Below are 22857 nucleotides of genomic sequence, written 5' to 3' on the forward strand. Positions count from 1 at the left end.
CTAGAACGCGGCGCGACCCCATCCGGCGGGAATTCTGCTCCGGGAGATGTAAGGCCCTCGCGCACTCGCCGCGGCCTTCTGCGGCACGATCCTGTCGATGCCACCGACTTATAACCGACAGATAACAAAAGTTGACTACCCGAGCGTCACTTCTGCTAGCGTGAGCCACGTCAACGAGGACCTCCGTGAATCCGAACGCCCGGGGCCCCGATGGCACCCCAGCTGCATCACATTCAAGGAGGAAGAACATGCGCTCACGTCTGAAGTCGCGCTCCCGTCTGGTCCTGACCGGCGCCGCCGTCATCGCCGCGGTCGGCCTGCTCGCCGGCTGCACCGGCTCGGGTGGCGACAGCGAAGACATCGTCGACCAGGGGACGACGACGGAGGAGAACGCCGCCACGGGCGACACCGTCACCATCGGCTTCTCCGGGCCTGCCGCCGACCACGGCTGGCTCGGCGCCATCAACTCGGGCGCCCTCGCAGCCGCCGAGAGCTTCCCTGACGTCGACCTGCAGGTCGCCGAAGGCACGAACGACGTCAACGCCCAGATCGCCGCGGTCGAGACCTTCATCAACAACGGTGTCGACGCCATCGTCCTGCTGCCCAGCGACGGAGCCGCCCTCACCGAGGTCGCCATCCGCGCGATGGAGGCCGGCATCCCGGTCATCAACGTCGACCGCGAATTCTCGAGCCCGTTCGCCGCCCGGACGACCGTCCTCGGAGACAACTACGGCATGGGCGTCAGCGCCGGCACCTACATCTGCGAGCAGCTCGGGGGCAACGGCGATGCCGTCGTGGCCGAGATCGCCGGTATCGACTCGCTGCCGCTGACCCAGGACCGCTCGGCTGGCTTCGCCGACGCGCTGTCGGACTGCGGCCTCTCGGTGGGCCCGCGGGTCAGCGCCGACTTCACCGTGCAGGGCGGGGAGTCCGCGACCTCGCAGCTCCTGTCCGCCAACCCGCAGATCGACGCGATCTGGAACCACGACGACGACCAGGGCATCGGCGTGCTCGCCGCCATCACCGCGGCCGGTCGCGACGAGTTCTTCATGGTCGGTGGGGCCGGAAGCCGCAACGCGATGGAGGCCATCGAGGCCGACGACACGCCCCTGAAAGCAACGGTCATCTACCCCTCGACGCAGGCGGCCGACGGCATCGCCCTGGCTCGACTGATCGCCCAGGGCAAGACCGCGGGCGACCTGATCACCCCGAGCGTCCCCAACCGGATCGTGCTCGACGCGCCGGTCGTGACCAAGGACAACGTCGCCAGCTACATCGACCTCGCGTTCAACTCCTGACCGACCGGGGGGCGCCCGCCCGGTGGGCGTCCCCCGCTCGCACTCCCCCCACAGAAAGACGACAATCGTGACCCAGTCCCTCCGCATCGCCATGGTCGGCGCCGGATTCATGGGCGCCGCGCATTCCCAGGGATGGCGCGTGGCACCCCGCTTCTTCGACCTTCCCGCTCGACCCGAAATGAGCGTGCTCGTCGGTCGCGACGCCGAGCGCACACGCTCGTCCGCGGCGGACTGGGGCTGGACGGAATCCTCGACGGACTGGCGCGCGGTGATCGCGCGCGACGACATCGATGTGGTCGACATCGTGACCCCGGGCGACTCGCATGCCGAGATCGCCATCGCCGCCCTGGAAGCGGGGAAGCACGTCCTGTGCGAGAAGCCGCTGGCCAACACCGTCGAGGAGGCTCAGCGCATGACGGACGCCGCCGAGCAGGCCCGGCGTCACGGCATCCGCTCGATGGTGGGCTTCACGTACCGGCGGGTTCCCGCCACCACCTTCGCCCGGGACCTCGTCGCCTCGGGTCGTATCGGCGAGGTCCGTCAAGTGCGGGCCGAGTACCTGCAGGACTGGCTCAGCGACGCCGACGCCCCCCTCACGTGGCGGCTGCAGAAGGAGCGCGCTGGGTCGGGCGCGCTCGGAGACATCGGCGCCCACGCCGTCGATCTCGCCGAATACATCACGGGCCAACGCGTCGAACGCGTCTCCGGTGTGCTGGAGACCCTCGTGTCCGAGCGCCCCGTGCTGGCGGAATCGTCGGGCCTGTCGGGCTCCGCGGGTACGGAGCGCGGCGCGGTGACCGTCGACGACGTCGCGCTGTTCACGGGGCGGCTTTCGTCCGGCGCCCTCGCCTCGTTCGAGGCATCCCGCTTCCGCACGGGCCGCAAGAACGCGCTGCGTATCGAGGTGTCCGGTTCGCTCGGCGCTCTCGCCTTCGACCTCGAACGCCTCAACGAGCTCGACCTCTACGTCGCCACGGATGCCGAGACCGAACTCGGCTTCCGGCGCGTGCTGGTGACCGAGCCCGGCCACCCGTACGTCGGTCGCTGGTGGCCGACCGGCCATATGCTCGGCTACGAGCACGGGTTCGCGCACCAGGCCAAGGACTTCATCGAGGATGTCGCCGGCGACCGTGACCCACGGCCCTCGTTCGCCGACGGCCTGCACGTGCAGAGCGTGCTCGACGCGGTGGCGCGCAGTTCCGCCGCCGACAGCGCGTGGGTGTCCGTCTCCTGATCCACCTCCCCCACGGCATCCCTCTTCGAAAGGACACGCAATGACGCGACCGATCACCCTCTTCACCGGCCAGTGGGCCGACCTCCCCTTCGAGGACGTGGCCCGCCTCGCCGGCGAGTGGGGCTACGACGGCCTCGAGATCGCCTGCTGGGGCGACCACCTCGACCCGTGGCGGTGGGATGACGACGCCTACGTACAGGGCAAGCTCGACGTGCTCGGGCGCAACGGCCTGAAGGTCTTCACGATCTCCAACCACCTCAAGGGCCAGGTCGTCTGCGACGACCCGATCGATCAGCGTCATCGTGACATCGTGTCGGACCATGTGTGGGGTGACGGGGAAGCGGAGGGCGTGCGGCAGCGCGCCGCGGAAGAGCTGAAGAACACTGCGCGGCTCGCGGCGAAGCTCGGTGTCAGGACGGTCACGGGCTTCACCGGCTCCTCGATCTGGAAGTACGTCGCGATGTTCCCGCCGGCCACCGCCGACATGGTCGCCGCGGGGTACCGGGACTTCGCCGACCGATGGAACCCCATCCTCGACGTGTTCGACGAGGTCGGCGTGCGCTTCGCGCACGAGGTGCACCCATCGGAGATCGCCTACGACTACTGGACCACCAAGGCCGCTCTGGAAGCCATCGGGCACCGCGAAGCGTTCGGCCTGAACTGGGACCCCTCGCACATGGTGTGGCAGGACATCGACCCGGTCGGGTTCCTCTGGGACTTCCAAGACCGGATCTACCACGTGCACTGCAAGGACACGAAGAAGCGGCTCACCGACGGGCGCAACGGACGCCTGGGCTCCCACCTTCCATGGGCCGACCCTCGGCGCGGGTGGGACTTCATCTCGACCGGCCACGGCGATGTGCCGTGGGAGGACGCCTTCCGCATGCTCAACGCGATCGGGTACCAGGGTCCCCTCTCGGTGGAGTGGGAGGACGCCGGGATGGACCGCATGGTCGGGGCCCCCGAGGCGCTCGCCTTCGTACGCAAGCTGTCGTCGTACGAACCGTCGGGTGCGGCGTTCGACGCGGCGTTCAGCCAGCGCTGATCCGTAACGAGCGAGGGGCCGGGTGCATCACGCACTCGGCCCCTCGCGCTGTTCGGCGTCGATTCAGTCCGGCGTCCCGAGAGCGCGCAGCACGAGGTCGCGGACGGCGGTCGCGGCCACGGACTCGGTGTCGTCCGCCACGAGCGCGGCGTCCGAGGTCAGCAGCAGCGGGGCGTCGGCGCGAGAGTCGGGGAGGCGCCCGTGCGTACCGCGGACGCACGACGGGTCCAGCGGCACCGTGCTCATGGCGTAGCGCAGGCCGAGCTTCTTCTTCACCAGGTTGGCACCCGCCTTCGCTTTGGCGAGGCGGTCGGCCGGATCGAAGAACAGCTCGGCGGGGTCGTAGCCGGGCTTGCGGTGGATGTCGACACCGCGCGCGTACTCGGGCGCGCGGTCGTCGTCGAGCCAGAAGTAGTAGGTGAACCAGGCGCCGGGGTCGGCCACCACGACCAGCTCACCCGCACGCGGATGGTCGAGTCCGTACCGCCCTTGCGCCGCGCGGTCCAGTACCTCGTCGACCCCCGGCAGCGCGCGCAGCACATCGCGTACGCGCGGGACGTCGGCGGCGTCGGCCACATAGACGTGGGCGACCTGGTGGTCGGCCACGGCGAAGGCGCGCGAGGTCCACGGGTCCAGCTGCTCCCGGCCGTCCTGCACGTACACCTCCAGCAGCCCCTCCCGTCGCAGCGCGCGGTTGACGTCGATCGGACGCGAAGCCTGCTCGATGCCGTACTCCGACACCGCCACGACGGTGTACTCCCGGTCGGCGGCGTCCTCCAGAAGCGGCGCGAGCGCGTCATCGAGCTCGCGGGCGGCACGGTCGGCCTCGGGCCCGTTCGGGCCGAAGCGCTGCAGGTCGTAGTCGAGGTGCGGCAGATATGCCATCGCCAGGTCGGGAGCGGCCCCCCAACGTTCACCGATGATGCCCCGGGTGGCCTCGATGAGCCACGAGGTGCTGTGAAGGGACGCCGTCGGTCCCCAGTACTGGAAGAGCGGGAACTCCCCCAACGCACCGGTGAGCTGATCGTGCAGCCCCGCGGGGCGGATGTAGGCGTCGGGGCTCTTGCGCCCGTCGGCGTGATAGATCGGTCGCGGAGTCACGGTGACGTCGGTGCTGGCTCCCATGGCGAACCACCAGCCGAGGTTGGCCGTGCGCAGGTCGGGGCGGTGTCGGCGAGCGGTCTCCCAGACCTTCTCCGCCTCCACGAGAGCGTTGTGCTGGCGCCAGAGGAGCGGATCCCCCAGGCCGCGGAAGTACCACCCGTTGCCCACGATCCCGTGATCGCGTGGCATCCGGCCCGTCAGAATGGTCGACTGCACACTGCAGGTGACCGCCGGGAGGATGGTGTCGAGACCGACCGCACGGCCTCCCTCGCCGAGCGCCCGGAGGCGGGGCATCGACGCCAGAGCCCGCGGGGTGAGCCCGACGACGTCCAGCAGAAGCACCTTGCTCATCACGGCCTCCTTTCAACGGCGGCGGATGCCACGGCCGCGCCGAGGTTTGCGCGAACCCACCGGAGCTCCGCGGCGATGCCCTCGATCAGGCTGTCCGGCTGCAGAGATGCCGGCAGCACCGACCACGTGTAGGTCTCGACGTCGAGGTGGGCCGCATCCCCGTGGGGCGCGGACAGGACCGCATCCACCGCGGCCGTCAGCACCCCGCCCGTACCGCGCAGCGGCGGCGCGGGGCGCGCGTGCAACGGGATGTGCACGTGCACCCGCCAGGGCACATCCGTCGGCCACGGCTCGTCGGCCGCGAACAGCTCGGGCAGGTCGTCGGCGGCCCGGATCCCCCCGGCTGCCCGCGCCTGGTGAAGGTAACGCTCCTCCGCGAAGGGAGCGAGGGCCGCGCGCGTGCGCGGGTCGGCGGGGTCGGCGACCTCGAGAGCGACGGAGGCCTGGACCTTGACGATGCGGATACCCGCGGCCGTCACGGCCGCGACGGCCGCGGCGGGGTCGGCGAACGACACCGCCAGGTGGCAGGTGTCCAGGCAGAGGCCCACGAAGCCGTCCTCGGTGAGGTGGGGCCGCGCGCCGAGCCATCGCACCACGTCGGCGACGTCGTCGAGGATGCACCCGGGTTCGGGCTCGATCGCCACGCGCACCGTACGCCCGGTCTCCCGCTCGAGAGCGCGCAATCCCTCGACCAGCCGCCTCAGGGCGTCGTCGGCCGCCTCGTCGTGCGCGGCATCCCACCCCTCGCGCCATCCGAGGGGGAGCGTGGAAATACTTCCGTCGACCCCCTCCGGGAGGGTGGCGGCGAGCACGCGGGCGCAATCGAGCGTGTACCGCAATCGCTCGGGCGTGGTCCAGTCGGGTCGATAGACCGCGAGCTTCACGATCCCGTCGTGGAACCCCCGGTAGGGGAAGGCGTTGACGGTACGGAGCTCGAGTCCGTTGCGCTCGAGGGCCGCGACCAGCAGCGTCCGCGCGGCGGCGTCGGCTGCGAGGAGTGCGGCGGTGTCGGCCGGCAGCCACAGCCCGACCCCCAGGCGGTCGAGATCCGCCGCGACGCGGACGGGACCGGCGTGCTCGTCGAGCTGCCGCACGATCCCCGGGAGGTCTTCGGCGGGGTGGACGTTCGTGCAGTACGACAGGTCCACGTCAGACTCCCTCGGGAGACGGGATGCCGCGCGAAACGGCGCCCCGCAGCACCGAATTGCCCTCGAAGGTGTCGGGGCCCTGGTGGGCGGGCTCGAATCCCGGTACGGGATCGGCGATCACCCGCCCGCTCTGGGCGTAGAACTCCAGGGGGTTCCGCCACAGGACGCGATCGACGTCGTCGTCGGTGAAGCCCGCGGCGAGCATGGCGAGACCCGTCTTGGCCGTCTTGAGCGGATCGGACCGGCCCCAATCCGCAGCGGAGTTGACGATGATGCGGTCGAGGCCGAGACGCTTCATGATCGCGACGACCCGTGTCTCGTCCATCTTGGTGTCGGGGTAGATCGAGAAGCCCATCCACGCGCCGCTGTCCGCGACGTCGTCGACGCACGTCTCATTGAGATGGTCGACCAGCACGCGCTCCATCCCGATTCCGGACTCGGCGACCACGTCGAGTGTGCGGCGCGTCCCGACCGCCTTCTCCCGGTGCGGGGTGTGCACCAGGACGGGGAGCTCGAACTCGATCCCGAGCGCGAGGTGCTGGCGCAGCACCTCGTCCTCCTCGGGGGTCATCGAGTCGTAGCCTGTCTCGCCCACGGCGACGACACCGTCCTTGACGAGATAGCGCGGGAGCTCCGCCATCACCTCACGGCAGCGGGGATCGTTCGCCTCCTTGGGGTTGAGCGCGATCGTGCAGTGGTGACGGATGCCGAACTGCGCCGCACGGAACCTTTCCCACCCGATCAGGGCGTCGAAGTAGTCCAGGAACGATCCGACGTTCGTGCGCGGCTGACCGAGCCAGAACGCGGGTTCCACGAGGACGCGCACACCCGCGTCGTACATGGCCTCGTAGTCGTCGGTCGTTCGCGCCGACATGTGGATGTGGGGGTCGAAGATGCGCACGTCAGAACCTTTCGGAGGTGGGAAGGACGAGGGTCAGGTCGTCGGGCACGGGGCGGCCGGCCGCGCGCCGCTCGACCGCGAACCGCTCGGCCATGGCGGCGAGCTCCTCGTCCGCGCGATCGGCCAGCGCGTCGACGACCGAGAGCGGGATGCCGAGGAACACCAGCTTGAGGACCCCGTGGCGCCACGCGTGGTCGTCGAGGTGGCGGCCCGCGAACGGCCCCATGGCGGCGGCGACCAGGCGCGCGTCGTTGGTGCGCAGCGCATCGTTCACGATCTCGATGCCGGTTTCGCGCCACCGGTCGTCGACGCTCGCACTCACCCGATCGAGGCCCCGGAGGACGCCGCGACGCTCCGCATCGTCTCCGCGGCGGTAGAGGGACTCGAGGATGGCAGGCTCCGCACCCCCGTCGACGAGCGCCGCCACGATCGCGGCTCGGGCCTCGTCATCCGCCGTCGGACCGAACGGAGTCTTTCCCCTCGGTTCGCGCCCCACCGCACGCCCTGCCTCGGCGAACCGCCGCGCCGCACGCGTGGCATCCGCGCGCACTTCGTCGACCGCGCGCGCCGTCCACGGATGGTCGCTCGTCGCGCGGCGCGACGGAGCGTCGTCGCGCACGGCCGATGCCGCGCCGGGCATCGCCGACCCCGCGGCAGCCTCCAGCGCAATGATGCTCTCGCGCGCGAGCTTCGGCGCCGCGTGCGAATGACGCGGCAGCTCGACCGCGACCACGCCGCGGTAGTCGATCTCCCGCAGCGTCCGCAGCGCCGCCTCGAGGTCGAGATCCCCCTCCCCGAAGGGCAGGTGCTCGTGGGCGGTCGCGCGCATGTCGTCGGCCTGCACGTTCCGCAGCAGGGAACCGGCCGCGCGAAGGGCGCCGACGACACCGGCCCGCTCGACGACGACGCAGTGGCCGAGGTCGACCGTGAGTCCGAGGTTCGCAGGATGACCGAGGCGTGCCCGGACGGCCAGCGCGTCCTCGACGGTCTCGACGAGCATGCCCGGTTCCGGCTCGAGCGCCAAGACGACGTCGCGATCGGCGGCGGATTCGACCAGGGCAGCGAGCCGTTCGTCAAGGAGGACACGGGCAGCATCGGCGGTGACGTCGTCGGGAAGCACACCGCTCCACAGCGAGACGCAGTCCGACCCGAGGATCCCGGCGATCTCGATCGCGCGCCGCAAGAACTCCATCCGCGCGTCGGCCTCGCGGTCGACCAGCGTCGGGCGGTGTTTGGTCCAGGGATCGAGGAGATACCGAGCGCCCGTCTCGACGACGGACCGGAGGCCGCGACGGCCCAAGTCGGTGGCGAGGTGCTCCGTGCGTGCGCGCCAGTCCGGGGCGAACGGGTCGAGGTGCGGATGCCCGAGCGTGAGCGCGACGGCCCCATACCCGCATCCCTGCATGACGTCGAGAGCGGCATCGAGCGGATGGTCGGCGAACCCGTTCGTCCCGTAGCCCCACGTCCACGCGTACTCGCTCATGTGATGTCTCCCTTCGCGCGGCGGCGCCGCAGCAGCCGACCGGCCGTCTCCACCGCCAGCAGCACCGCGACGACCGGCAGCGACCCCGTCCGCGCGGCGAGCGCGATCTGCAGGGGAACCAGGGCCAGGATGGCGCCCCGGGTGGCCGCGCGCGCCTCGATCGCCCCCGGATGCCGGGCCACGGCCCGGTGGCCCGGAAGCACCGCCGCGAGGTACCGCGCACCCCCGACGAGACCCGCCGCGCGGTCTCCCGGGGCCGCGACGGCCGCAGCGGCGACCGCGATGCTCGTGGCGACGGCCGCGCGCCCGGTGGCGGCGGTGGTCCCCGTGACCTCACCCCGGGACACCGCGGTCAGCGCGGCGGTGTGCGCGGCGACCGCCGTGGCCGGGAGCACGGCCCGTCGCCACCCGCGGCCGGCGCCGCCGAGCATCACGTCGAGTCCGCGGCACGCGGCCATGACCACGGGACCGGCCGGTGTCGAGGAGAACACCAGGTCGTAGGACCACAGCGCCCCGGCCAACGCGAGCGAGACCAGGCCCGCGGCACGGCCACCAAGGAACGCTGCGCCCACCCCGGCACCGGTGAGGACGACCCCCGCTGCCAGAGCGTGCGGCCGCGGCACACGCCCGGAGGGGATCGGGCGTTCGGGTCGCTCGCGCGCATCGAGGTCGGCATCCGCGTAGTCGTTGAGCGCCATCCCGGCGCTGTAGAGGCATACCGACGCGCCCACGAGAGCCACGCTCCGCCCGCCGACGCCACCCCGCGCGCTGGCGGCTCCGACGAGAGCGTCGCCGATGACGGTCAGCGAGGCCGGCGCACGAACGAGCTCGAGGTAGTCCGAGACACGGCTCACGATGCTGCGACCGAGGCCGCGACGACGGCGTCGGACGAGCGGCGGGCCCATCCGACGAATCGAGCGGTCTGCTCGGCGAACGCGTGGACGTCGCTGCCCCACGGGTCCTTGAAGAAACACGCGAGGTCGGCGACGACCCCCCGGTGGCCCGCACGCGTGGCGAGCGCGAGGGCACGGACGAGGTCGATGACGAGGGGCGCCGCGAGGGCGGAGTCGTAGGCGCTCCACGTCGTCTGCAGGGTCACGCGACTGCCCAGGAATCCGACCGCGCTCACGTGGTCCCAGGCGGTCTTGACGTCGCCGAGGTCGGGCACGTTGTCGATGTGCAGGGGCGCGACGACGTCGTCTCCCACGAGCGAGTACAGGCCCCGGTTCTTCGAGACGAGCTTGGACCGGACGGCCTCGGGGTCGGACAGCGTCGCCCCGTCACCCCCGCCGAGGAGGTTGGTTCCGGCCCACGACCGGACCGAGAGGCCGCGTGCCGTAAACATGGGCGCCAACACGGTGCGCAGCAGGGTCTCGCCGGTCTTCCCGTCCTGTCCGGCGTAGGCGATCCCGGCGCGATCGGCGCGTTCGCGCAGCGCGGGCAGGTTCAGCGAAGCCGAGGGCGTGAACGCGGCGTACGCCGCGCCCGCGGCCACCGCGGCGGCGGCGGCACGGGAACTCGGCGGAAGGATGCGCACCCCGGGCGTCGACAGAGCGACCGTGAGTGCCGTGTCGTCGTCGAATCCCGGGTGGTACGGCGGCAACGGCTCGGTCGAGGAGACGTCGATCACGACGACGTCGCGCAGGCCATGGCGTTCGCGGAAGTCGACGATGTCCGCGGTGAGCTGATCGATCTCCTCCTGCTGCGTCGTGAGCCCGGTGGGAACCTGGCGCAGGTTCCGGTCGGTGGCGGCCACACGCTCGCTCACGCGGTCGACGAGGGATGCCGGGAACATGCCGCCCTCGGCGAGCGATCGCGCCCTGTCGACCAGCGGCGTCGTCGTGATGTCGTGCCCGCCCACGACGATGTCGGCGAGGCCGGGGAAGGCCGAGTCCCTCAGGGCGGGTGTCTCGGTCGTCAATCCGATGGGCTCGACCAGGCCGGCGGCGACCGCGTGCAGGCCGACGATCGCCGTCGTGGCGAGCGACCCGCGAGCGCCGATGAACCAGGCGCCGACCTCGGGCGATGCGGGAATGTCAGAACTGTTCACGTGGAGATCCGTTCTTCATCGAGGGACGTGAGCTGCCGAGGCGCGCGTCAGCGACGCGCGGGGCGGGTGCCCCGATGGCGTGCGACGTGTCCGCGGGGGGACGAACACGGCGCCTGCGGCCTGACCCTTCTCTGCGCTGAGCAGCCCTGGCTCGACCGACACTATTCGCGCTTTTGCAGAATGGCAAGCAAAAGTCTCCACAATTGCAGGCATCTATTGCAGTCAAGGCCGCGCAGAGTGCCCCCTGCGTCCCGCGTGGGGGGCACGCGTGACGAGGTACCCTCGCGAACCCGCGGACCGGGACGGGGGGCGGCGGCCGGTCAGGCTCGCGCCGGGAACCGGGTGTCGAGCCAGGCCAGCAGATCGGCACGCACCTCGGCCTGCTGCACTTCGGCGAAGATCTCGTGGCGCGCGCCGGGATAGACCAGCGTCGTGACGTCGGTGAGTCCGGAACGCGCGCGATAGGCGTCCGCCAACCGATGGACGCTGCGCGGCCCCCCGACGGTGTCGTCGCGCCCGACCATGAGCAGCATCGGCACATCGTGCCCGAGATCGCGCCGGGGGCGGCCGAAGAGCCTGAGGGTCTCGAGCGGGCCGAACAGCCGCAGGAGCGGGGTCGAGGTCGTCAGAGGGTCGGCGATGAAGTCCCGCCCGACCTGCTCGTCGCTGGAGAGCCACTCCATGCCCGAGCCGCGCACGTGCTTCCACGGGGCGTTCAAGTCGCCCGCGTTGAGGGCACCGGGCCAGCGCAAGGCCGATCCGCTCAGGATGACCGCGTCGAAGGCATCCGGATGCCGGTCCACCAGCATCTGCGCGAGGAACGAACCCCACGAGTGCCCGAGGAGCACCAGCGGGAGATCGGGGTGGGCCTCGCGGATGATCTGCGTCAGGGTCCACACGGCGTCGCGCGCGGCACCGAGGCCTCCCGGGCCGAGCCGACCGAGCTTGCGGTGGTCACCGTTCCACTGGCGCAGGCCCGTGCGACCGTGTCCGCGGTGGTCGTCGGCGTAGACGGTGTAGCCGTCGTCGACGAGCGCCTCGATGAGCCTTTCGTACCGGCCCGCGTGCTCCCCCACCCCGTGCAGCAGCTGCACGATCGCCCGCGGCGACTCCGCCGGGTACACGTCGTAGACGATCGGGATGCCGTAGGCGTCGACGAACTCGGGCATGCGGCGAGTCTAGGGCGCGTTGACTTTGGTGGTTTGGGTGGGGTTCGGGGATTGTCAGTGAGATGAGTCGGGATGTGATTCCGGATCGGGCGTGGTCGGTGGTGGAGCCGCTGATGCCGCTGCATCGGATCAGCGGTGGTCGTCGTCGGCATGATGACCGGGCGTTCCTGGAAGCGGTGGCCTGGAAGTACCGGACGGTTGGGTTACTGCCGGCCAAAATATGGTGGTCACACCCGGAAGTTATCCCGGTCCGGGGCCTGCCAGCAGCCGTCCCGTTCTTGGCGACTGGCGCAACGAGAGGGCTCTAGAAATGTGCTGGACGTCCTTGAACTATGGCAACAATGCACCCGTCTTCTGGGATTGCAACAGTGGATGGTGATCGCATGAAGAGCAGGTCGACCCGGCCGACGATTCTTGTCGTCGGCTGGGTCAGCTTGTTCGTGGGGTTGAGCGTCCCGTTTGCTGTTTCCATAGCCGCGGTGCGGCTATTTTGGAGCCTGCCATGCCTAGAGGGGGTCCAGTGGTCCTTCGCGCCTCTCGTCGTGGCATGCGAACCCGTTGGAGCGCTACGCAGCGGCCTAGGGTGGTTCGCAACGATCGTCTGCGTGACGGCTCTCACCATTGCAACGGTCATCGCGGTGGTTTCGATCCTCAGATGGGTTCGCACTTCGTCGAAACGTGACGCGATGCCTTCTTTGCTCTTCTCGACCACAGTCGGAGGGGTTGCAGCCATCACGGGAGTCGTCATCGCGATCAACCCCGATGCAGCTACACACTCGCGCGGTGCCTGGATAACCCTGTCCTCTTTCGCTGCATTGGGCTCGGCTACCTTGTTCGCCGTCGCTTCCATGATCCTCTGGAGCGCCGCATCGGCACGCGCTAACCGATCCTCTCCCACGAGACCCTGAGTTGATAACGACGGCGAGGTTGCCGGTGATGGTCCTGGTGCTCATCTGTCGTCTCCTGCTCGTGCGGTTCGTTCTCCCCGTCGACGTCGACGGGATGCCGGTCCTCGGATCGGCCTCGGGGGTTGGTGCAGCGTCATCCTCGGGAACGTCGATGCCCCAAGATGCGAGCGCGTTGCGGCGGGTGATTTCCACCGGCGGCTCCGAAAGCGATCGCCGCTGCTCGAGCTCGGCGCGAGTGACGTAAGGGCGGCGCTCGGCCGGAAAACGACGAAACGAACCGTTAGCAAGACTAATCAGATACGCTAACTATCGAGAACCATGAATGACCGCGTCGACGAATCCCCCCGGTCCGACTCGCGTGACGCCCTCCGTTCCGCAGCCTCCGAGCTGCGGATGGCGACGTTCCGACTCGCCCGCCGCCTGCGCTCCCAACGCGCGGTCGACACCATGAGCGACGGACAGTTCGCCGTGCTCGCCGCGCTCACGATGCACGGTGAGCACACCCTCGGCCAGCTCGCGGAGCGCGAGCGCGTCACGGCCCCGTCGATGAACCGCACGGTATCGCTGCTCGAAGAGGCGGGGTACGTCTCGCGCACCCCCGACGAGGACGACCGCCGCAAGGTCACGATCGCCCTGACGGATGCCGGTCGCCTCGTGGTCGACGAGACCGTTCGGCGTCGGGACGCCTGGCTCGAGCAGGCCCTGGCGGACCTGTCCGGCCATGAGCGGCAGACGCTCGCGGCGGCGGCCGAGATCATGCGAAAGGTGGCAGACACGTGAGTGCGATGTTCCGCTCGTTGTCGGTCTACAACTACCGCGTCTGGTTCGTCGGTGCGCTCGTGTCCAATATCGGCGCGTGGATGCAGGCGACGGCGCAGAACTGGGTGGTCCTGACCGAGCTCACCGCCAACGACGCCGCCGCCATGGGCGTGACGATGGCCCTGCAGTTCGCTCCCCCGCTGCTGCTGGTGGGGGTGACCGGGTGGGTCGCGGACCGCTTCGACCGCCGGAAGCTCATCATGTGCACGCAGGGCGCGATGCTGCTGCTGGCCGTCACGATCGGCATCCTGCTGGTGACGGGCGTGATGACGCTGCCCTTGATGTTCGTCTTCGCTCTCGCGCTGGGTCTGATCACGGCGTTCGACAACCCCGCGCGACAGGCCTTCGTCTCCGACCTCGTCGCGCGCGAGAACGCCTCGAATGCCGTCGCCCTCAACGCCGCCTCCTTCAACACGGCCCGGCTGATCGGGCCGGCCGTGGCGGGCCTGATGATCGTGGTCGTCGGAACCGGCTGGGTGTTTTTGGTCAACGCCGTGACATTCCTCGGCATGATCGCGGCGCTCCTGCTCATGAGACCTCACGAGCTGGTCGTCCACCACCGCCGCGGCGGACCCGCGCGTCTGGCGGACGGCTTCCGCTACGTCGCGAAACGTCCGGACCTCGTGGTGATCTTCGCCATGGTCTTCCTCCTCGGCGCGTTCGGCATGAACTTCCCCATCTTCGCGTCCACGATGGCGCTCGAATTCGGGCGGGGCGCCGACGGCTTCGGGCTGCTCAGCTCGTTCGTCGCGATCGGTTCGCTCGCGGGAGCCCTGCTGGCCGCACGACGGGACCGCGCCCGCATGCGCGTGGTGATCCTGGGCGCCGGCGGCTTCGCCGTGGCATCCGGTCTCTCGGTGGTGGCGCCCAGCTACGAGACGTACGCGGCGACCCTCGTCCTCACGGGCTTCTGCGTCGTGACCATGCTCACCACGGCCAACGGCTACGTCCAGACCACCACCGATCCGGCGCTGCGCGGTCGCGTGCTCGCGCTCTACATGGCGATCCTGCTCGGAGGGACGCCGGTCGGAGCTCCCATCGTCGGAGCGGTCGCCGAGGAGCTCGGGCCGCGCGTGGCGATCGGTCTCGCCGCCGTCGTCGCCTTCATCGCGTGCGGGGTCGGGGTGACCTGGACGCTGGCGTCGGGGCGCCTGCACCGGCACGAGACCAAACGGTTCCGGCTGACCCTCGACGAGACGCGCCCGCTGGCCACCGTCCCGGCCGAGCCGGAGGACTTCAGCGACGAGATCGCGGGAACCACACCGATTCCGCTGCCGCCGACGGAGCGTCCCCGCGGCGCCGGCCGCACGCGACCCGACCCGCACCCGCGCCCCTCGGCCTGAGCGGACCGCGTTACACGTAGAAGCCGTGCGCCTCCAGCACCGCCACGGCGGCATCGCGTCCGGACACCTCTAACTTCGCGTAGATGGACCGCAGCTGAGACTTCACGGTGTTGGGTGACACCTCGAGCGCTTCCGCGATCTGCGGAAGACTGCGCGGCCCGCGCAGGAACAGCGCCAGGCGCTCCTCGCGAGGGCTCAGCGCCGGGAGCGGTGGACGCGGCTCCCGCGCGGGCACGTACGACAGCGCCGCGCAGACGCGTGCCGCGGCTTCGGCCGATTCCGGGTGAAGCGTCGCCAGCCGCTCCAGCAGGGCGCGCACTTCGGGTTGCGGGAGGGTCAGGTAGGGGGTGAGCGAGCCGCCCAGGCTCTCGGAGAGCGAGAACCCCTCCGCGAAAACCGTGTAGGCGGCCTCGTGATTGCCCAGCCGGACGTGGGCGACGGCACGCCGCAGCAACAGCGGCGTCAGCGTACGGACGCAGTGCTCCGTGCCCATCCGGATGCACGGGTCCGTGGACTCCAGTACCTCTCGCTCACGCCCTAGCGCGATGAGCGCCGCGGCGCGTTGCATGTCGAAGCACAGGGCGTGCCCGGGCGGCGACTGCCGCCCCTCGAGCACCGCGAGCGCTCGCCTCGGCTCCCCCCGGGCCAGGAGCAGGTCAGCGTACACCCCCTGGGCGAAGCCCCGCACCATCGTGTGGCCCGAGTGCGCATCGGTTCCACCGGCCAGCGTCGCGACGAGCATCATCCCTTCGGCGTAGTCGCGACGGATGAGAGCCCGCATCGCCTCGGCCGCGCGCGCGGAGTACAGCCAGAACGGGTCGCCGGGCGACCCGGTTCGCAGCTCTTCCGCGAGCACACCCAAAGCCGCCGCGTCGAGGTCGGCGGAGGCGAGGAGGATGCGGGCGAGGAGCAGGTCGTAGTCGGGGTGCACGATCTCCCAGCCGGACCGGGATGCCACGTCCTCGCACTCGCGGAGGCTGTCCGCGGCGACGAGGTACTCCCCGTTGATGGCGGCCGTGAGACCGCGGACGGCGTGGGCGCGGTACAGCGCCACCGGACCGTTCGCATACGCGATGGCGGAGGCGGCGTACTCGGCGGCGCGCTGTACCCACCCCGCGGCGGCGTAGGCCTCGGACACCGCGGAGAAGAGAGTGGAGCGGGTGGTCGCCTCGAGGCGACTCGGTCCGCGCAGGCGCCCGTTGGCGAAGTGCGCGTCGATGAGCTGCAACGCCTCGTCGACGTGGTCCAAGCGGGACCGGGCGATGAGCAACGCTTCGAGCGTATGCGCGCTGGCATCCACCCACACACGAGGAGCGGGTCCGGCCTCGATGTCGGCCAGAGTGCGCAGATCGGCGATGGCCGGCGCCGGGGCTGTGGGAAGCACGCTGCGGACGACGCGGTCGACCGCGGCCTTGACGTTCTCGACTGTCGACTCCTCAGCCACGGTGAGCTCCCCTCGCTGCGATGGTAGGCCATCATCTTGCGCTATTCGTCCCAACGTTTCGTCCGGTCATCGTTCCGGGCGATGCAGGGCGATGCGGAAAGTGCAGGGCGCAGCGCACGGCGTCGCGGCGTCCCCTTCCTCCGGTGTTTTTCGCTAGATAAGCTAGCGATGTGAGTCAAGGAGAGATCCCCCGCCGGTGGGCGGGACTGGTGTTCATCAGCATCGCCGTGTCGCTGATCATCGTGGATTCGACGATCGTCAACGTCGCCGTACCGTCCATCGTCGAGGAGCTCCGCATCTCCTCCACCGAGGTTCAGTGGGTGCAGGAGGCGTACACCCTCGTCTTCGCGTCGCTGCTCCTGGTGTTCGGAAGCCTCGCGGACCGGGTCGGACGACGACGCCTCATGCTCATCGGGGTCACCGTGTTCGCTCTCGCCTCGATCGCGGCCGCCGTGACCCCCAGCGGCGGGCTCCTCATCCTCGCCCGGCTGGTCCAGGGCATCGGCGGCTCAATGATCCTCCCCACGACCCTCTCGCTCATCAACGCCACGTTCCACGGACGCGAGCGCGGCATCGCGTTCGCCGTGTGGGGGTCGACAATCGGCGGAATGGCCGCCGTCGGACCGCTGCTGGGCGGATGGCTGACCACCGCCTTCTCCTGGCGCTGGGCCTTCGGGATCAACATCCCCCTCGGCATCCTCATCGTCATCGGCGTGCTCTTCACGGTGGCCGAGTCGCGCAGCGACAGGCGGGAGTCGATCGACGGCATCGGCGCCGTGCTGTCGGTGACGACGATGGCCCCGCTCGTCTTCGGACTCATCGAGGGCCGCACCTACGGCTGGTGGACGGTCGAGCAGACGCCGCAGATCGGCCCCTGGGAATGGTCGCTGCCCCTGTCGCCCGTGCCGATCGCTTTCGCGCTGGCCGCCGTCTCGCTCGTCGCCTTCGTCGCGTGGGGCGCCCACCGCCAGCGCACCGGGCGCTCGACCCTGCTCGCTCTCGGCCTGTTCCGCATCGCGTCCTTCCGCAACGGCAACATCGCCGCTGCCGTCGTCTCCCTCGGCGAGTTCGGCATCATCCTCGCCCTGCCCCTGTGGCTGCAGTTCGTCGTCGGCTTCGACGCCCTGCAGACGGGGCTCCTGCTGCTCTCGCTCGCCATCGGGTCGTTCGTCGCGAGCGGTATCGCGGGCGCGTTGAGCGGTCGCGCTGCGCCGGTGTGGATCGTACGTGCGGGCCTCGCGGCCGAGATCATCGGGGTGGCGGGGGTCGCCCTGACCATCGGACCGGATGCCACATGGGGCCCGCTCATCCCGTTCCTGTTCATCTACGGCGTCGGAGTCGGCCTCGCCACGGCGCAGCTCACCGGGGTCGTATTGGCCGAGGTCCCCGCGGGCGAGAGCGGAGCCGCGTCCGGGACGCAATCGACGTCGCGCCAACTGGGGGCGGCACTGGGGGTGGCGATCCTCGGGACGGTCCTGTTCTCGACCACGTCCGGCGTTCTCGCGGCCTCCCTCGACAACCGCGGGCTGCCGACCGAGCAGCGGGACCAGGTGGTGTCGCAGGTGGTGGACAGCGCGGGTGGGGCGATCCTCGGGCTCGAGCAGTCGCCGCAGACACGCGACATCGCCGAGGACGCGCGAGCCGCCTTCAGCGACGGCACGCGCGCCGCCTTCACCGCGGCCGGCTTCCTCACGCTCGGCCTGGCCTCGACGCTGACGCTGGGGACGGCCCGGGTCAGGTCTCGCGAGTGATCGTGACCCTGACCTTGAGCTGACTCTTCCCCGGCCCGGCGTAGACGCCGCGCAGCGGCGGGACGTCGTTGTAGTCGCGTCCACGTCCGACGAGCACGTGCCGGTCGCCGATCTCGATGTTGTTGGTCGGGTCGAAGCCCTGCCAGTCACCGGCGAACCACTCGACCCACGCGTGCGACTCGCCGGTGACGGCCTCGCCGACCTCGGCGGACGGTTTGGGGTGCAGGTAGCCCGACACGTACCGCGCGGGAATGCCGACTTCGCGCAGCGCCCCCAGGGTGATGTGCGCGATGTCCTGACACACGCCCTTCCGGGCCTCCCACGCGTCCACGGCGGTGGAGTGCACGCCCGTGACGCCCTGCATGTAGTCGATCGCTTCACCCACGGCCTCGGCGATCGCGTGCGCGGCCGGCCCCGGACGGTCATGGCGGGCCGCGACCGCGCGAGCCATCTCCGCCACCTCGGGGTGCGGCGTCGTCCGTCGTGTCTGAGTGAGCTGTTCGACCGTGGCGATGGACTTGGATGCCTGCTCTCGCAACTCCTCCCACGTGATGTCGGCGTGCTCGATCGGGCGCGGGCGCACCTCGACCAGGGAGCGGGCCGTGATCGTCAGCCCCGAGTGCGGCGAGAGCACGTCGAAGGCCGCGACCCGCGTGCCGAAGTAGTCGACGTACTGGTTCACCGACGTCGACGGCTCGATGTCGAGCGACGAGCTCAGCACGAACTGGCTGTCCGTGGACACCGGCAGCATGCGGGCCTCGTTGTACGAGGCCACGACGTCACCCGGGTAGGTGAACCCGGTCTGGTGCTCGATGCGCAGGCGCTTCACGAGATCTCTCCGATCCAGGCGGGCTCGGCCTGCGTGGGGAAGAACCGCGAACGGATGGCCTCGGATGCCTCTCGGGTCACGGTCTGCACGCGCTGCATGTGCTCGGGGAGTTCCGCGAGGATGTCGCTGATCGGGCGGTACTCGAGATCGTTGCGGATCTGTCCCAGCGCCCGGAGCACCGTGTTGGAGTGGCCCACGCGGTCGGCACGGGGATCGATGGCGCTCATGCAGTCCTCGGCGCGCTGGATGGAATAGATGATCGACCGGGGGAAGAGGCGGTCCAGCAACAGGAACTCCGCGGCGTTGCGGGCGCTCGGCATACCCCGATAGGTGCGCAGATATGCCTCGTACGCCCCGCACGAGCGGAGGATCGTCGTCCAGGACGGACCCGACACCTCGGTGAGCGACCGGGTCGCGAGCAACCGGGCGGTCATGTCGGTGCGCTCGATGCTGCGGCCGAGCGTGAAGAACTGCCATGCCTCGTCGCGGTTCGTGGACGAGTCGACGATGCCGATTGCGAGCGCCGCGCGCTCGCGCACCCACTGGAAGAACTCGTGCACCTTGTCGGTCTGCAGGCGCCGTGGCATCCGAGAGTTCGTCGTGTTGAGGATCTCCCACAGCTCGGTCGAGACGATCTCGCGCGCGCGGCGGGCGTTCTCTCGTGCCGCGGTGAGCGAGTACGCGATGCTCGACGGGTTCATGCGGTCGACCGCGAGTCGCGCCAGCACGTCGTCGCGTCGCACGCTGTCGACGTTCTCGGGGAAGGCCGACCCCATCACGCTCAACAGCGACCGGCATGCGGTGTCCTCGTCGATCCAGGGGTCCTCGAGGAGGAGCTGGAGGTGGACGTCGAGGATGCGCGCGGTGCCGTCGGACCGCTCGATGTAGCGGCCGATCCAGAACAGCGATTCGGCGATGCGGCTCAGCACGACGACACCTCCCCCTGCTGCTGTTGCTGCTCGGCCTGGGGCCCGTGCTGCACGCCGGCGTCGGCCTGCTGCTGCTGCTCCTGCTGATCGCGGTCGGCGCGCAGATCCCGCGGCGCCGTCGCGGGGGCGGGCTGGCCGTCGTAGACGATCGGGATCGCCTCGGTCACGGCCGCCTGATCTGCGACGAGCCCGGAAACCCCGTTGCCCTGGCCGTACTCGACGTGGGAGGGGGCGGACCCGCCCACGACCCACGTGTCCTTCGAGCCGCCGCCCTGGCTCGAGTTCACCACGAGCTGCCCCTCGGGAAGGGCGACGCGAGTGAGACCGCCGGGCAGCACCCAGATGTCGTCGCCATCGTTGACCGCGAAGGGCCGAAGGTCGGCGTGGCGGGGACGCATCCCATCCTCGACGAGGGTGGGGATCGTCGAGAGCATGACGACGGGCTGCGCGATCCAGCCGCGCGGGTCCGCGAGCAGACGCCGACGCAGCTTCTCGAGCTCTGCCGGCGAGGCATCCGGCCCGACGACCAGCCCCTTGCCGCCCGAGCCGTCGACGGGTTTGACCACGAGCTCGTCGAGACGGTCGAGCACCTCTTCGAGCGCCCCCGGATCCTCCAACCGCCACGTGTCGACGTTCTTCAGGATCGGCTCCTCGGCGAGGTAGTACCGGATCAGATCGGGCACGTAGGTGTACAGCAGCTTGTCGTCGGCGACGCCGTTGCCCACGGCGTTCGCGATGGTCACGTTGCCCAGGCGCGCCGCGAGCATGAGACCCGGCGCGCCGAGCATCGAGTCGGCGCGGAACTGCAGCGGATCGAGGAAATCGTCGTCGACGCGGCGGTAGATGACGTCGACGCGCTGCGGACCGCGGGTCGTGCGCATGAACACCTTCCCGCCGATGCACAGCAGGTCACGGCCCTCGACGAGCTCGACGCCCATGAGCCGCGCGAGCAGCGTGTGCTCGTAGTAGGCGGAGTTGTAGACACCGGGGGTGAGGACGACGATGTTCGGGTCGTCGATGCCGGGCGGGGCCGAGGCGCGCAGCGCCGCGAGCAGCTTGTTGGGGTAGTCGCCGACCGGGCGCACGCGCATCGAGACGAAGAGCTCCGGCAGTGTCTGCGCCATGACCCGCCGGTTGGAGATGACGTAGGACACGCCCGAGGGCACCCGCACGTTGTCTTCGAGCACGCGCATCTCACCGTGCTCGTCGCGGATGAGGTCGATACCCGACACTTGGATCCGCACCCCGTTGGCGCTGCGGATGCCGGCGGCCTGACGATAGAAGTACTGCGACGACGAGATGAGCCCCGCCGGAAGGATGCCATCGCGCACGCAGTGCTGATTGCCGTAGGCGTCGTCGAGGAACGCCTCCAGGGCCCGCACCCGCTGCTTCACACCCGCTTCGATGCGCGACCACTCGTCGTAGGCGATGACCCGGGGCACGGCATCCAGAGGGAAAGGACGCTCCTCGCCCGCGAAGTCGAACGTGACGCCCTGGGCGAGGTACGAGCTGGCGAGCGAGTCGGTACGGCCGCGCAACTCTTCCTGGGTCATCTGCGCCAGCGTCTGGTAGAGCTCCCGATACGCCTCCCGCGAGGGCGCGGCGTCACCGGGGGCGGCGGGGACACCGAACATCTCGTCGTAGGCCGGGATGCCGGATGCGGTCTTGCGCGGCGCCAACGTGGAGCCGTAACCGTCGAACAGGTCACCCATGCCCCGAGCCTACCCAGGCCCGTGTTGCGGAGGTGTTTCCCCCGCGCGGGCACCGCCGTGGCTAGGCTGAGCCGACATCAGCCGGCTCGACCAAGGGTGCCCCATGCGCGTTCTCGTCACCAGTTCCCGCAACACGTTCGCTCTCGACCTCATCCGCAAGCTCGGCAGCGTCGGGCACACCGTCTTCGCGAGCGATACGTACGACGGGGCGGTCGGCAACCACTCGCGCTTCCTCGCCGGGCACCTGGTCACGCCGTCGCCCCGGTTCGAGACGGATGCCTTCATCGCCGCGGTCAGCGACTACGTGCGCGCTCACGACATCGATGTCATCCTCCCCACCTTCGAGGAGGTGTTCTATCTCGCCGCCCGCGTCGCCGATCTGCCCGACGGCGTGGAGCTGTACGCGGGAAGCTTCGCCGACCTCGCGCGCCTGCACGACAAGGCGAGCTTCCAGCGCCTGGCGCAGGAGGCCGGGGTCCCCATCCCCGAGACCGTGGTGGTCACCTCCCCCGACGAGCTGCGCGCCGCGATCGACGGCTTCCCCCGGTACTTCGCTCGCGCGGCGTTCTCGCGCGGCGGCGTCGGGCTGTTGACCAACACCGGGCCCCTCGCGGGGAAGGTGCCGGTCGAGGACTGCGTGCCGACGCCGGAGCAGCCCTGGCTCGTGCAGCCGTTCGTCGACGGTCCCATGGTGTGCACCTACAGCGTCGTCGTCGATGGCCGGGTCACCGCCCACACGACGTACAAGGCCGCGGAGCAGTGGGCGCACAGCACCGCGATCGCGTTCATCGCCGTCGACAGCACCGACACGCTGCGCTACACGCAGCAGCTGGTGGACACGCTCGACCCCGGCTTCACCGGGCAGATCTCGTTCGACTTCGTCGACCACGGCACCGACGTCACGCCGGACTACAAGATCATCGAGTGCAACCCGCGGCCCACGAACGGTGTCATCCTGCTCGAGGCCGAGGACGTGTCGCGCGCGATCGAGGGAGCGGTGGACCAGACGGTTGTGGCCGTCCCCGGCACCGAACGGCAGATCACGCTCGCCGTTCTCGCGGACGCCTTCACCGAGCCTCTCAAGCACCTGCCCACGACGTTGCACGACCTGCTGCACGTCCGCGACGTCGGCGCCGGCTGGTGGGACGGAGCGGCGATGCTGTGGAGCCCGGCGACCCTCGTGCACGGCGCCAAGATCTCGCACGGCGACCGCAAGGAGGTGCTCGCCGCGCTCGGCGACGACATCGTCTGGAACGGCGAGCCGATCGAGGGTATGCGCGAAGCGGATGCCGCGGCTCTGGAGTCCGTCCACGCCGGTCGCGTCTGACCCGCCCCGCCC

18 protein-coding genes are annotated in these 22857 nt (G+C 70.1%); 7 read left to right on the plus strand and 11 right to left on the minus strand.

Annotated features, from left to right (window positions below):
* The first annotated feature begins 248 nt into the window (after window positions 1-248).
* From MHY30_RS09685 to MHY30_RS09695, 3 genes are all read left to right on the plus strand, one after another.
* Window positions 249-1298 (plus strand): substrate-binding domain-containing protein, encoded by a 1050-nt coding sequence (locus tag MHY30_RS09685; RefSeq protein ID WP_239276711.1) that lies wholly within the window; start codon window positions 249-251, stop codon window positions 1296-1298.
* Window positions 1299-1389: 91 nt separating this feature from the next.
* Entirely contained in the window at window positions 1390-2532 is a 1143-nt protein-coding gene (locus MHY30_RS09690; RefSeq protein ID WP_239276727.1) for a Gfo/Idh/MocA family protein, read from the plus strand.
* A gap of 40 nt (window positions 2533-2572) precedes the next feature.
* On the plus strand, window positions 2573-3577 hold the full coding sequence (locus tag MHY30_RS09695; RefSeq protein ID WP_239276712.1) for a sugar phosphate isomerase/epimerase: 1005 nt from the start codon (window positions 2573-2575) through the stop codon (window positions 3575-3577).
* A 63-nt stretch (window positions 3578-3640) separates the two neighbouring features.
* Here MHY30_RS09695 and MHY30_RS09700 read toward each other — a convergent pair whose 3' ends face one another.
* From MHY30_RS09700 to MHY30_RS09730, 7 genes are all read right to left on the minus strand, one after another.
* Window positions 3641-5032, minus strand: coding sequence for a nucleotide pyrophosphatase/phosphodiesterase family protein (locus MHY30_RS09700; RefSeq protein ID WP_239276713.1), 1392 nt, complete (start codon window positions 5030-5032; stop codon window positions 3641-3643).
* A complete protein-coding gene (gene eboE / locus MHY30_RS09705; RefSeq protein ID WP_239276714.1) occupies window positions 5032-6180 on the minus strand; it encodes a metabolite traffic protein EboE in 1149 nt (382 codons plus the stop codon). Before eboE ends, MHY30_RS09700 begins: the two co-directional genes overlap by 1 nt.
* Window position 6181: 1 nt before the next feature.
* Window positions 6182-7081 carry a TatD family hydrolase gene (locus tag MHY30_RS09710; protein ID WP_239276715.1) on the minus strand — a complete coding sequence of 300 codons (900 nt, stop codon included), beginning with the start codon at window positions 7079-7081 and terminating at the stop codon, window positions 6182-6184.
* Window position 7082: 1 nt separating this feature from the next.
* Window positions 7083-8564, minus strand: coding sequence for an EboA domain-containing protein (locus tag MHY30_RS09715; RefSeq protein ID WP_239276716.1), 1482 nt, complete (start codon window positions 8562-8564; stop codon window positions 7083-7085).
* Entirely contained in the window at window positions 8561-9418 is an 858-nt protein-coding gene (locus tag MHY30_RS09720; RefSeq protein ID WP_239276717.1) for an SCO3242 family prenyltransferase, read from the minus strand. Before MHY30_RS09720 ends, MHY30_RS09715 begins: the two co-directional genes overlap by 4 nt.
* Window positions 9415-10614, minus strand: a complete 1200-nt coding sequence (locus tag MHY30_RS09725) for an inositol-3-phosphate synthase (RefSeq protein ID WP_239276718.1) — start codon at window positions 10612-10614, stop codon at window positions 9415-9417. The genes MHY30_RS09720 and MHY30_RS09725 overlap by 4 nt, the downstream gene beginning before the upstream one ends.
* Before the next feature lie 320 nt (window positions 10615-10934).
* Window positions 10935-11783, minus strand: a complete 849-nt coding sequence (locus MHY30_RS09730) for an alpha/beta fold hydrolase (RefSeq protein WP_239276719.1) — start codon at window positions 11781-11783, stop codon at window positions 10935-10937.
* Between the two features lie 1226 nt (window positions 11784-13009).
* Here MHY30_RS09730 and MHY30_RS09735 point away from each other — a divergent pair.
* Together MHY30_RS09735 and MHY30_RS09740 are read left to right on the plus strand one after the other, a co-directional pair.
* Window positions 13010-13471 (plus strand): MarR family winged helix-turn-helix transcriptional regulator, encoded by a 462-nt coding sequence (locus tag MHY30_RS09735; protein ID WP_239276720.1) that lies wholly within the window; start codon window positions 13010-13012, stop codon window positions 13469-13471.
* A 5-nt stretch (window positions 13472-13476) separates the two neighbouring features.
* The gene (locus tag MHY30_RS09740; RefSeq protein ID WP_239276728.1) at window positions 13477-14853 is read left to right on the plus strand and encodes an MFS transporter; all 1377 of its coding nucleotides are present in this window, start codon (window positions 13477-13479) and stop codon (window positions 14851-14853) included.
* A gap of 10 nt (window positions 14854-14863) precedes the next feature.
* Here MHY30_RS09740 and MHY30_RS15355 read toward each other — a convergent pair whose 3' ends face one another.
* Complete coding sequence (locus MHY30_RS15355) at window positions 14864-16297, minus strand: helix-turn-helix transcriptional regulator (RefSeq protein WP_239276721.1); 1434 nt, start codon at window positions 16295-16297, stop codon at window positions 14864-14866.
* A 170-nt stretch (window positions 16298-16467) separates the two neighbouring features.
* Here MHY30_RS15355 and MHY30_RS09750 point away from each other — a divergent pair, with 170 nt between their 5' ends.
* On the plus strand, window positions 16468-18048 hold the full coding sequence (locus tag MHY30_RS09750; RefSeq protein WP_239276722.1) for a DHA2 family efflux MFS transporter permease subunit: 1581 nt from the start codon (window positions 16468-16470) through the stop codon (window positions 18046-18048).
* Here the strand turns inward: MHY30_RS09750 and MHY30_RS09755 are convergent.
* From MHY30_RS09755 to MHY30_RS09765, 3 genes are read right to left on the minus strand one after another with little or no spacing between them, the layout of a single operon-like run.
* The gene (locus MHY30_RS09755) at window positions 18032-18877 is read right to left on the minus strand and encodes a transglutaminase family protein (protein WP_239276723.1); all 846 of its coding nucleotides are present in this window, start codon (window positions 18875-18877) and stop codon (window positions 18032-18034) included. The genes MHY30_RS09750 and MHY30_RS09755 overlap by 17 nt on opposite strands.
* On the minus strand, window positions 18874-19806 hold the full coding sequence (locus MHY30_RS09760; RefSeq protein ID WP_228161577.1) for an alpha-E domain-containing protein: 933 nt from the start codon (window positions 19804-19806) through the stop codon (window positions 18874-18876). The genes MHY30_RS09755 and MHY30_RS09760 overlap by 4 nt, the downstream gene beginning before the upstream one ends.
* The gene (locus MHY30_RS09765) at window positions 19800-21518 is read right to left on the minus strand and encodes a circularly permuted type 2 ATP-grasp protein (protein ID WP_239276724.1); all 1719 of its coding nucleotides are present in this window, start codon (window positions 21516-21518) and stop codon (window positions 19800-19802) included. The genes MHY30_RS09760 and MHY30_RS09765 overlap by 7 nt, the downstream gene beginning before the upstream one ends.
* 103 nt (window positions 21519-21621) lie before the next feature.
* On the opposite strand from MHY30_RS09765, the gene MHY30_RS09770 reads away from it, so the two are divergent.
* Window positions 21622-22845 (plus strand): carbamoyl-phosphate synthase large subunit, encoded by a 1224-nt coding sequence (locus MHY30_RS09770; protein WP_239276725.1) that lies wholly within the window; start codon window positions 21622-21624, stop codon window positions 22843-22845.
* The last annotated feature ends 12 nt before the right edge of the window (window positions 22846-22857 follow it).

It is taken from the genome of Microbacterium sp. ACRRU (assembly GCF_022346945.1).
GTDB lineage: Bacteria > Actinomycetota > Actinomycetes > Actinomycetales > Microbacteriaceae > Microbacterium > Microbacterium mcarthurae.

Excerpts from the sequence above, each read along its gene's own strand:
- MHY30_RS09690 (WP_239276727.1), top strand. The coding sequence starts at position 1,390 with ATGGTCGGCGCCGGATTCATGGGCGCCGCGCATTCCCAGGGATGGCGC.
- MHY30_RS09685 (WP_239276711.1), top strand. The coding sequence starts at position 249 with ATGCGCTCACGTCTGAAGTCGCGCTCCCGTCTGGTCCTGACCGGCGCC.
- MHY30_RS09765 (WP_239276724.1), bottom strand. The coding sequence starts at position 21,518 with ATGGGTGACCTGTTCGACGGTTACGGCTCCACGTTGGCGCCGCGCAAG.
- MHY30_RS09700 (WP_239276713.1), bottom strand. The coding sequence starts at position 5,032 with ATGAGCAAGGTGCTTCTGCTGGACGTCGTCGGGCTCACCCCGCGGGCT.
- MHY30_RS09735 (WP_239276720.1), top strand. The coding sequence starts at position 13,010 with ATGAATGACCGCGTCGACGAATCCCCCCGGTCCGACTCGCGTGACGCC.
- MHY30_RS09740 (WP_239276728.1), top strand. The coding sequence starts at position 13,477 with ATGTTCCGCTCGTTGTCGGTCTACAACTACCGCGTCTGGTTCGTCGGT.
- MHY30_RS09695 (WP_239276712.1), top strand. The coding sequence starts at position 2,573 with ATGACGCGACCGATCACCCTCTTCACCGGCCAGTGGGCCGACCTCCCC.
- MHY30_RS09715 (WP_239276716.1), bottom strand. The coding sequence starts at position 8,564 with ATGAGCGAGTACGCGTGGACGTGGGGCTACGGGACGAACGGGTTCGCC.
- MHY30_RS09770 (WP_239276725.1), top strand. The coding sequence starts at position 21,622 with ATGCGCGTTCTCGTCACCAGTTCCCGCAACACGTTCGCTCTCGACCTC.
- MHY30_RS09730 (WP_239276719.1), bottom strand. The coding sequence starts at position 11,783 with ATGCCCGAGTTCGTCGACGCCTACGGCATCCCGATCGTCTACGACGTG.